Raw genomic sequence first — 10395 nt, 5'->3', positions numbered from 1 at the left:
GGGGCGTTTTTGCGCCTGCATCCGGGCGAGTTCATCCGAGATCGAGGCCTCGATCTGTTCGCTTACCGCGCCGTCGCGCGCCCAGCCACCGGCCATTGTCGCCCTCCTGTTGCAAGTGAAAGACAGGTTAGACGCGCAGGGCCGCTGTTGGCAAGCGAGCGCCTAAAGAGCCACCGCGCTGTCAAAAACCTTGTCGATCATCACTTGCGTGCCGCGCGAGAACTCCAGCGGGCACGGGTATTCCGACCCCTCACGCACCGTGCGGCCAAAGGCCTCGACCTGCAGCTTATAGTGATCGTCGCCGGGGAAACGGGTGACTTGCAGCTCAAGCCCCGGGCGGTGCAATTCCACCCGCGCTTCGCCAAAGACCCGCGCGTTAAACGGGGCGGTCAGGCGGATCACTCCGGTTTCGCCATGAAACACCATCTCCTGATGCGGGTGCATGCGCATCGAGACATAGACGGAATAGGTGAACCCCGGGAACCGCGCGTTGATCTCGGTAAAGGCGTCGACGCCACCCTCCCAGCGGATCGAGGCGTGAACCTGCTCGGGCTCTTGCCCGGTGGCAAAGCGCGTGCCGCCGATCACATAGACGCCGATATCCCGCAGCGCACCGCCTCCCATGTCGGCGCGGTTGCGGATGTTGCCGGTATCGGCGCGGTTGTCATAGCTGAACGCGCCGGTGACATGGACCAACTGCCCGATGGCCCCATCCGCGATCAGCTTGCGTGCCAGCTGCCATTGCGGGTGATGCACGATCATATAGGCCTCGGCTGCCAACAGCCCTGTTTTGTCCCGCTTGGCGATCAGTTGGTCGAATTCTCCGGTCTGCATCGTCATTGGCTTTTCGCACAGAACATGCTTGCCCGCCTCCAGCGCCTTCAAACTCCAGTCGACATGCAGATGGTTGGGCAGCGGGATATAGACGGCATCGATTGCAGGATCGGCCAGCAGCGCGTCATAGCTGTCATGAACCGTCAAATCGGGGCAGAACTCAAGAAACGGTTCTGCCTTGGCCGCGTCCGAGGTCGCCAGCCCGGCCAGCCGTGTGCCATGGGCCGCATGAATGGCAGGCCCCATATACTGACGCGCGAATTTCGAAGCGCCCAGAATGCCCCACTGAACCGGTTTTGCCATGATCGTCCCTTTCACACAGGTGATCCGCGCACGTTAGCGCAAACAAAGTTGAGCTGTTCTAGCAACCCGGCCCCCATCTGTCATGGGATTATCCGCACAAAAACGCAAAAACCGACCCAATCGGGGTTGGGCCGGTTTCGCAAAATTCGACTGCTGGATCAGACCTTGCCCAGCATGCCTTTCTCGCGCGCCAGTTCGCGCATCTTTTTCTGCAGCTTCTCAAAGGCGCGCACTTCGATCTGGCGAATGCGTTCGCGGCTGACATTGTACTGCGTGCTCAGCTCTTCCAAAGTCACCGGCTGATCCATCAGACGGCGCTGAGTCAGAATGTCCTTTTCGCGATCATTCAGCACGTCCAAAGCGGCCACCAGCAATTCGCGCCGCGCCTCAAGCTCATCACGCGCCTCGTAATCGCCAGCCTGATCGGCATCTTCATCCTCAAGCCAGTCCTGCCATTGCATGGTCCCTTCGCCCTCGGACCCGACGGTCGCGTTCAGCGAGGCATCGCCGCCGGACATCCGGCGGTTCATGCTGATGACTTCCTCTTCGGTCACGCCCAGATCTTCGGCGATCTTGGCTACGTTCTCAGGGCGCAGATCGCCCTCTTCCAGCGCGCCGATGCGGGCCTTGGCCTTGCGCAGGTTGAAGAACAGTTTCTTCTGCGCCGAGGTGGTGCCAAGTTTGACCATCGACCACGACCGCAGGACATATTCCTGAATCGAGGCCCTGATCCACCACATTGCGTAGGTCGCCAGACGGAAGCCCTTTTCCGGGTCGAACTTCTTGACCGCCTGCATCAGGCCCACATTGGCCTCGGAGATCACCTCGGCCTGCGGCAGACCATAGCCGCGATAGCCCATGGCGATTTTGGCCGCCAGACGCAGATGCGAGGTGACCATTTTATGCGCGGCCTCGGTGTCTTGCTCTTCGACCCAGCGTTTGGCCAGCATATATTCCTCTTCCGGCTCCAGCAGGGGAAATTTGCGAATCTCCTGCATATAGCGGTTCAGCCCACCTTCAGGCGTGGGCGCGGGAAGATTTGAGTAATTTGCCATTTATTTCTGCCCCTTGGACAAATGTTTAAGCCCTTAACATGGGATATGGGCACCCGACCCGTGACATTCAAGAGGATCTGTTAACAGTCTGGAATTAAGCATTGCTTAAGAAAAGCTAAAACCGATGTGTTCACAAGCCTTTGCTGATTATGACAGCGGTACGCGCAGCCTGTCCAGCAGGGTGTTCATATCATCAGGCAGAGGCGCTTCGAACCGCAACATTTCGCCGGTCACGGGATGTTCGAACCCCAAAACCGCCGCATGCAGGGCCTGCCGCGGAAAGGCGCGCACGGCCTCGGCGGTCTCAGGCGCAAAGGCGCGGGCCGCCAGCTTGCGTTTGCCGCCATAGACCGGATCGCCAACCAGCCCGTGACCCGCATGGGCCATATGCACCCGGATCTGATGGGTGCGCCCGGTTTCCAGCCAGCATTCCACCAGCGCCAGCGCCGCCGGGGTGCCAAAGCTTTCCACCACCCGCGCCCGCGTCACCGCGTGCCGCCCGCCATGGAACAGCACTGCCTGTTTCTGCCGGTCGGTCTTGTGGCGGGCCAGTTGCGTGGTCAGGCGCATGATATTGCCCGGCTCGAAACTGACGCCCTTGATCCCGCGCAGACGCGGGTCATTGGCATCCGGCACGCCGTAGCAGATGGCGCGGTAATAGCGTTCGACGCTATGCGCCTCGAACTGCGCGGCCAGCCCCTGATGGGCGGCGTCGGATTTGGCCACCACCAGCAGACCGCTGGTGTCCTTGTCGATCCGATGCACGATGCCCGGACGCTTGACGCCCCCCACCCCGGACAGATCATCGCCGCAATGGTGCAGCAGCGCATTCACCAGCGTCCCGGACGGAGAGCCCGGCGCCGGATGAACCACCATGCCCGCCGGTTTATTGACCACGATCAGATCGGCATCCTCATGCACCACGTCCAGCGGGATATCCTCGGGGCCGATATGGCTGTCTTCTGCCTCGGTCACGGAAATCGCCACCTGCGCGCCCTCGACCACCTTGGCCTTGGGGTCGGTCGCCACCGCGCCATCGACGCGGACCGCGCCCTCGGCGATCAGGCGCGCCAGACGGGTGCGCGACAGCGCCTCGCTCTCTGGCACATCCCGCGAAAGCGCCTTATCAAGGCGGGGCGGCGGCGCGGCCGCGATGTGAAATTCAATCAGGCGAGTGCCCATGACCGACCCTTCCGAACCTATCGAACCGCAGGAGACGCCGCAGCTTCGCCTGCTGCGCCGTATGGTCATGCTGTTGACCGCGGTGATGATTGGCGGGGTTCTAGTGACATTCGCATTGATTGTCATCCGCTTATCGGACCGCACCCCGACCCTGCCGGATCAGGTCGAACTGCCCGACGGCGCGCGGGCGCAGGCGGTGACCATCGGCAGCAACTGGTATGCGGTGGTGACCGATGACAACCGTATCCTGATCTTTGACAAGACCACCGGCCGTCTGCGTCAGGACATCACGATTGAGTAAGCTCGATACTGTCCAGCGCAAGGCGGAACACGATCTCGGTGGCCTGTTGCAGGGCGTGATATTCCCTTTCACTGTCGCGGCGAAACTGTTGTTCTTCCTCGCTTAATTCCACCTTCGGGAATAATGGCGTGCGGTCGGGGAAGAACTCTTGCCGGAACGCTTCGTCCTGCTGCGACAGGTAGTCGTCCAGCCAGACTCTCTCTGGCGGTTCCAGTACGTCGTTGCGCCGCACCATGACCGGATCGTCCGGTGTCATCCGCCGCAGTTGGCGGCTGTGCCTGCGGCCCAGCGCGCGGCCCACGATGCCAAACGCCTCACTCGCCGCGCGCGACTGCGACGGGTTCGAGGGCAGGTCCGAGGTCACACCGTCCGGCAGATCGACACCGATCCGGGACAGGAAGTCATCCACCACATTGCCCCCCACCATTTCGGACCGGTCATACAGCATCGGAACAACCTCGACCCCGGGAAAAGCCGCCCGAATGCGCGCCGTTGCCCCGGAATAGCTGTGCCGGTCGGGGTTTGCCTCAATCGAGGCCAGCCGCGTCTTGATGTAGTCCGAGCCATTGCCGGGCAGCCGCCCGTTCTTGGCGCGCTGTTTGAACTCTGCCTCGAAGAAATCCGAATAGCGCCGGATGTAGAAGGCGATACGCATCCGGTCGGGCGGGATATCGGCAAAGGCCTGCGCCAAACGCGGCAGATCGATGGTATAGAACATCTCGGACGACACCAGACAGGTCTTGTCCTGATGCGCCAGATATTCCTGCCCCATCGCCTCGCGATAGGGCTGCATCGGCTGCTTGGTCTGGTTCATGTAGAAGGCGATCATGTTCTGGCTGATCCTCAGCCGTCCCGTGCCATCCAGATTGCGCCGCCCCGTTTCCATATACCGCAGCCCCGCCTGATCCAGCATTGAGCGGTTGTTGCGCACAAAAGCCTGCAGGGCGGTGGTGCCGGTCTTGGGCATGCCAAGGTGAAGCCACAGCATCAAAGGCCCCCCGAAACAGGCCGAGGCATTATGGCTTGCCCCCGGTCATCTTCTGCAAAAGCTCCTGCATTTCGGGCAGTTGCCGCAGCTCGGCCACTTTTTCCCGGTGCAGATCGCAGCTTTGGTGGTGCAGGCGCGCGGTTTCGGGGTCGTCCATCAGCGCCGCGTGACAGGCGGCCTTGCGGTCGGCGATTGCATCAATCGAATGATCCGTAACCGCGTTCTGGTTCATGATCGACCAGTATTCCAGCCCCAGATCGCCGCCGGTGTGATGCGCCCGGCCCCGCAGTTTCTTGACCAGATAGCTTTCACAGGATTTCAGCGCGTAATGGTTCAGCTGCACCAGATCATAGCCATAGGAATCCCGGGCCGAGCGCCAGCTTTGGGTATAGTACCGTTCCGGCATGGGCTGGCCCGAGCCGTTATACCAGTGACATTCCTCCATCGTTTCCACGGTGGCACGGTGCGGACGATGCACGCCCAGCGCGCCCCAAAGCTCCCGCTGGAACATGGTCTTGAAGCCCCAGGCCTGCGGCGGTCGCGCCTTGAATTCCGGTGCGGCCTGGCGGAATTGTTCGGACAGGAACCTGTCCTGATAATCAACCACCCCGCCATTGCCGAACAGGCGCCAGGTCATCGAGATCGTGCGCGCCTGCGGGATCGCCTGCGTCAGGGCGCGCAGAGTATTGTCGCCGGTCTTGACGTTGATCAGCTCATCCGCGTCGATGGCCAGAACCCAATCCTGCGGGCGTGCGACCTCCATCCGCAGGAATTTCTTATAGGCGCGTTTCTGCGGGCTGGTCGCACGGCGCGAGTTATTGTCCACATGGGTCAGAACCCCGCGATCATGCAGGCGCTGCAACAAGGCATCGGTGCCGTCGGTGCAATCATTGGTCATGACCACCATCTGATCAATGCCGATCGCCTGATTATGCGCCACCCATTCCAGCACGAAGGGGCCTTCGTTCTTCATCGGTGTCACGCTGACAAATCTGGGGTCCTGCTCTGCCATTTCAGATCGCCTCTTTTGTTACAGATGCGGGCCCAAAATGCGCCCGGCCCGCCTGCATGCGGTGTTTATGGATGTGGTCATAGAACGGCTTGCGGATCATGGAATCAACTCCCGGCCCGTTTTAGCTGGTTCGAGAACCGTTTGAACGGGGGAAACAGGTCATGTGCCTTTTGCAGATAGGTCCGCGCCTTGCCCTTGTTGCCCCGGCGCAACTGGATTTGCCCGGCCATGCCCTGAATGGTCACTGTCGCCTGATCCAGATCGGCGGCCTGCAGGATCTGGTTTTCCCCCTGTTCGACCGCACCTGTCCGTTCCAGAAAACGGCCCATGGCAAAGACCAGAAACGGGTTTTCCGGATCACAGGCCAGCGCCTCGGCCATGGTTAGACGAGCCTTGGGCAAATCGCCTTCGGCCTCATAAAGCTCACCCAGGCGTTTGTGATACAAGGGGGCGTCGGGCCGATGTGACAGAACCTTGCGCATGACGTCGATGGCCTGCGCGTTGCTGAACTGCCCCATGTATTTTTGAAGAACGGCGTCAAAGCTGACCACTCGGGGATCTTCAGCCGGGATAGCGGTCATGCGCTTGAAGTTCGCATGCAGCATCTCCAGCCGCTCCGAACTCTGAAACAATCTGCGCGCCTTTTGGTCCAGCGCCAGATCTGCCCAGTCCAACAACAGGAAATCGAAATTGCAGGGCAGACGCATCAGCACCTTACGCTGCGCGACATGTGCATTGTAATTGTACCAGGGTCGGCGCACGAACCTTTGCACCGACCAATCTGCTGGCGGCAACAGGCGCAAGGACAGTTGATCCCGCGAGAATGCGCGCGTTCCCAGAATTGCCACATCCGGTCGGAGCGGCTTGGCCCAGAACGCCTGACAAAACGATCGCGCCGCCTGCCATCGTTTCTTGAGATGGCCCTGAATGGCACAGCGCACCGCACAAAGCACAGCATAATCCTCGGGCCAGAGGTTCTGGTCGGTCATTGCGGCGTCAGCGAGTTCAAGCGCCTCTTCCCAGCGATCAAGATAGAAGAGATTCAACGATTGAAGGATCGCAAGAAATGCATTGTCAGCCCCGGCCGCCAGTATCGGGCTCGCCAAATCCAGCGCCTCTTGCGCGCGGTCATCGCAATCCATCCGGTTCAAGTGAAACAGGGCCTTGGCATAGATATGCGCAGCCTCGGACGGGTTGAGAAACCCCTCTGGCCCCAAGCGCAACCTTTCTATGGTTCGTTCATTGGCCTGTTTGATGTCCTCGTCGTTCAGAACCTCCCGAAACACTTTGTGCTGGTGTCCGGAAATACGTGCGGCAGCCATCGAAAAGGCGGACACATATGGCGCGATCACCTGATCGGCGCGGGACATCGCGTAAAGTTCCAGAAAATCCCGCTGGGCCCGCGGCAGATCGGACAGGTCCGCGATGTCGGACATCTGCATCAGGTCGGGAAAACGCCGCTGAAACCGGTCGATCAGTTCCGGCTGGTCCGAGAACATGATCGACGCCTGACCTTGGGTCTTTCCCAGATGCGCCTCGTACAGTTCCTCGGGTTCGATCTTGGCGGGCCAGGTCGTGTGTTTCCAGGGCAGCCCATTCAGGATATCCCCGCGCCGGATGTGATAGGCCGACACCCCCTGCCCCGAGAGCTTTTCATCCGCGCGTTCCATGATCGCACGGATATCATCGGTGAAACCGATACGGTGAATGAACTGGCGATAGCGGGGGCGGATGGCTTCGATATCCTCCCATGGGAAGGCCAGAACCTGGAACCCTTCCTCGACTATGACAGAGCGCCCTGCCGCCAGATGCGCCTTTAGTCGTTCGGGCGATGGGTCACTTTGGAAGGCCCAGACCGGCAGGGCATCCTTGGCCAGCGCATCAAAGGCAGTCTGGTCAAGGAAATGCCGGTCCATCCAGTCCTGCGCAAACAGTTCCTGCGGGTGATCCAGTTCCGGTGCGTCCGATCCCTGCGGGAACCAGTTCACGCGGTAATCGGTGCCGAAATCTTCGGCCAGTCGGATGCAGGTCAGCATCATCAACAGACGCGCGCCCATCCGGTCCTTGCGCTGACCGATGAAGACGCCGGGCGGTGTCGTCATTGCGATGCCTCGGCGGCGCCCAATTTCTGACGGCGCAGGACCTTGAACCGTCGGCGCGCGGCGCTGATCAGTTTTGGATGGCGTTCGCCGCCATAAGCTTCGAGCCCGCGCATATACATCGGCAGATTACGTCGGGCCCGCATCATCCGGTAATATTCCTGCGGCTCCAGCGTGCCGTCCATCGCCCCCAGCATCACCGGTTTCAACAGGTCGAGCTTGCGCAGCATCGGGGCCGCGAAATGATTCGAGGACCACGTCTTCAACAGCGCCACATTCGGTCCCTGCAGGCGCATCGCATGCTGCCGGTCCGGATCAAAGAACGGATCATAAAACACATAAGCCCGGCCCGAGGCAGGAACGGTGTCCGCCGCGTCGCTTAGCGGCAGATCCCAATCCTGCACGCGGCCAAACCTGTACCGCGTCTCCCATGGCACCAATCGCTCATCCAGCGTGGTTTGCGGGTTGAAGGCAATGGCGATCGACCCCGGGGCCAGCGCCGAGAACACCAGCGCCCCGAACCCGCCCATGGATGCGCCGGCAAAGACCACCTGATCAAACTGTGCAAAGAACCCTTCATCCGCCTTGGCCTGCAGGTACGAGATGATCTCGGGGTCGCGATACCACGCCTTGGCCCGCGCCAGAATGCCCAGATGCGACCAGCCGATATCGCGGAAGAACTTCCAGCCCCAGGGCTCGCGGGCAAAGGACAGATCGTTGACATTGGCGATATTGTCGAAACTGACCACCAGCCGGTCCTTGTCCCGCTGATGGAACAGAAAGGCATGCCGTTCGAGCTTTTGCAGGAAACCGCTGCCGCTGCCACCGGGGTACAGTTCGACGAACCAGGGCGGTGCCGGGTCGGTCAGGATACGCTCATACCCTGTCTTGCGGTCCGGATGCTCGGGTTGGAGCTGCTGTTTGGTCAGGTCTTTGTCCATGGGATCAGACCAGATTATCCGCCAGCCAGAGGCGGAATTCCACCCAATCCGGGCGCATTTTGATTTCCGAAACCTTGGCACGATGCCAGGCGCAGGCCTGCGCGTGCAGGCGGCTGAGTTCAGGATCGGCTTTGAGCTCGGCCAAAATCGGTGCAGCGCGGTCAGCGATGGGTTGAATCGAAAGGTCCTGCTCCTTGTTGACGTTCATATCCTGCCAATAGGACTGTCCCTGATCCACCTTGATATGGTTGGTCCGCCCCCGGTCACGCTTGATCAGAAACCCGTCCATCGAGCGGACGGAGTAGTGGTGCAGACGTCCAAAGGAATGATCGAAATTCCGCCAGGCGCGCCAGCCGACCTTGCCGGCCGGAAACAGATTTCCGCTGGCATCGGACCAGGCAATTTCGTGCTCTTTCCCCTCTTCCACCCCTTTCGGGCGGTGTGGTCCGAAACGGGTGAATTTGCCATTGTTTCGGAACAGGGTTTTCAATCCGAACGCGCGGGAAGAGTGATGCGGAAATTCCAGATCGGCCATGGTGAACAGCTGGGTTACGGGCTTGTCCTCCAGACTGATATTGCCGGAGCTGCCAAACAGCTTCCACGCGAATGAAATCGCGTCCACGGGCTGCCCGGCCTTTTGTTCGACCGCCGCAATGAGACCCGCAAAACTGTTGTCGCCGCAGCGGATGTTCCAGAATTCATCCACGTCCAAACACATCAGCCAGTCGGCTTCGCGCACTTTTGGGTGCCGCAGCGCCCGGCGCATCATCTGGTGTTGCGGGTTGCCGCCGTCCTTGGGCAGCGCATTGTTTACATGGCTTACGATCCCCATCGCCTCAAGCCTGAGGGCAATGTCATCGGTGCCGTCTTCGCAATCATTGGTGTAGATCACAAAGTGATCGACCCCCAGCATGCGATGATAGGCCACCCATTCCAGCATATAGGGGCCTTCGTTCTTCATCGTGGTGAAGACGGTAATTGTTTCAGACATCAAGGACGTTCCGGTAACTGCGTTGGTGTTCTTCTTACACAACCACGCAGGCGGCTGCGAGCGGGGAAAAGCCCCCGGCGCGCAACCGGTGCCGGAGTGATGCACAGCTACATCCGAAACGGTGATCAGAGGGTTAAGACCGGCCCTACCCCGGACAAATCCGGCCGGATGCGGATCAGGTCGGATTGGCGCGACAATGGTTGCCCGCGCCCGATCAGCGCTGCCGGAACGCTGGTGGCCGCAGCCAGCGCTTGTGGCAGTGGGACACCCACCTGTTCGGACAGCACCCGCACCGCCGTGGTCAGGTCCAGATCAGCCCCAGCCAGAGTCCCGTCCTGTAAGGTCAGCCTGCCCTGCTCACGCCGGATCATGCGGCCTTCCAACTGGAATTCAGTTTGCGCCGTGCCTGCCACCGCCATGGCATCGCTGACCAGAAATATCTGCCCCGGATCGCGTTTGGCCGACCAGGCCAGACGCATCGTCTCGGGGTGGACATGGACGGTATCGGCAATTAACCCGGCCGAAAGCTGACCGCAGGACAGGGCCGCCCCGACCAGGCCGGGCGCGCGGCTGCCAAGCTGGCTCATGGCGTTGAACAGATGGGTCACGCAGCGCGCCCCTGCGCGGGCGTAGTCCATGCAGGTGTCAAAGGGCGCATCCGTATGGCCGAGGGACACGATCACCCCGGC

The 10395-nt window shown here is 60.8% G+C and carries 9 protein-coding genes and 2 pseudogenes; 1 reads left to right on the top strand and 10 read right to left on the bottom strand.

The annotated features are described in order from the left end of the window. The 4 genes and pseudogenes from MPJ51_RS14780 to MPJ51_RS14765 form a co-directional block, all read right to left on the bottom strand. Positions 1 to 96: pseudogene (locus MPJ51_RS14780) on the bottom strand (DksA/TraR family C4-type zinc finger protein); the annotation flags it as partial. A 66-nt stretch (positions 97 to 162) separates the two neighbouring features. Continuing rightward, positions 163 to 1137 carry a Gfo/Idh/MocA family oxidoreductase gene (locus MPJ51_RS14775; protein WP_298388305.1) on the bottom strand — a complete coding sequence of 325 codons (975 nt, stop codon included), beginning with the start codon at positions 1135 to 1137 and terminating at the stop codon, positions 163 to 165. Positions 1138 to 1295: 158 nt separating this feature from the next. Next, positions 1296 to 2192: an RNA polymerase sigma factor RpoH gene (gene rpoH, locus MPJ51_RS14770; protein WP_298388303.1), complete on the bottom strand. Its 897-nt coding sequence runs from the start codon at positions 2190 to 2192 to the stop codon at positions 1296 to 1298. Positions 2193 to 2339: 147 nt separating this feature from the next. Beyond that, positions 2340 to 3374: an RluA family pseudouridine synthase gene (locus MPJ51_RS14765; protein WP_298388301.1), complete on the bottom strand. Its 1035-nt coding sequence runs from the start codon at positions 3372 to 3374 to the stop codon at positions 2340 to 2342. On the opposite strand from MPJ51_RS14765, the gene MPJ51_RS14760 reads away from it, so the two are divergent. After that, positions 3373 to 3675 (top strand): DUF6476 family protein, encoded by a 303-nt coding sequence (locus MPJ51_RS14760; protein WP_298388299.1) that lies wholly within the window; start codon positions 3373 to 3375, stop codon positions 3673 to 3675. The two genes, MPJ51_RS14765 and MPJ51_RS14760, sit on opposite strands and share 2 nt — an antisense overlap. On the opposite strand, the gene MPJ51_RS14755 is transcribed toward MPJ51_RS14760, so the two are convergent. The 6 genes and pseudogenes from MPJ51_RS14755 to MPJ51_RS14730 form a co-directional block, all read right to left on the bottom strand. Next, the gene (locus MPJ51_RS14755; protein WP_298388297.1) at positions 3662 to 4663 is read right to left on the bottom strand and encodes a hypothetical protein; all 1002 of its coding nucleotides are present in this window, start codon (positions 4661 to 4663) and stop codon (positions 3662 to 3664) included. The two genes, MPJ51_RS14760 and MPJ51_RS14755, sit on opposite strands and share 14 nt — an antisense overlap. Before the next feature lie 28 nt (positions 4664 to 4691). Next, a complete protein-coding gene (locus tag MPJ51_RS14750) occupies positions 4692 to 5675 on the bottom strand; it encodes a glycosyltransferase family 2 protein (protein ID WP_298388295.1) in 984 nt (327 codons plus the stop codon). A 104-nt stretch (positions 5676 to 5779) separates the two neighbouring features. Next, positions 5780 to 7777 (bottom strand): tetratricopeptide repeat protein, encoded by a 1998-nt coding sequence (locus MPJ51_RS14745; RefSeq protein ID WP_298388294.1) that lies wholly within the window; start codon positions 7775 to 7777, stop codon positions 5780 to 5782. Next, entirely contained in the window at positions 7774 to 8715 is a 942-nt protein-coding gene (locus MPJ51_RS14740) for a hypothetical protein (protein ID WP_298388292.1), read from the bottom strand. The genes MPJ51_RS14745 and MPJ51_RS14740 overlap by 4 nt, the downstream gene beginning before the upstream one ends. Before the next feature lie 4 nt (positions 8716 to 8719). Continuing rightward, complete coding sequence (locus tag MPJ51_RS14735; RefSeq protein ID WP_298388290.1) at positions 8720 to 9706, bottom strand: glycosyltransferase family 2 protein; 987 nt, start codon at positions 9704 to 9706, stop codon at positions 8720 to 8722. 125 nt (positions 9707 to 9831) lie between these two features. After that, positions 9832 to 10395: pseudogene (locus MPJ51_RS14730) on the bottom strand (N-acetylglucosamine-6-phosphate deacetylase); the annotation flags it as partial.

Source organism: Ruegeria sp. (assembly GCF_028066395.1).
Classification (GTDB): Bacteria; Pseudomonadota; Alphaproteobacteria; order Rhodobacterales; family Rhodobacteraceae; genus Ruegeria.
Note: the sequence above shows the minus strand (reverse complement) of the source record. Positions and strands in the feature narration are given on the sequence as shown.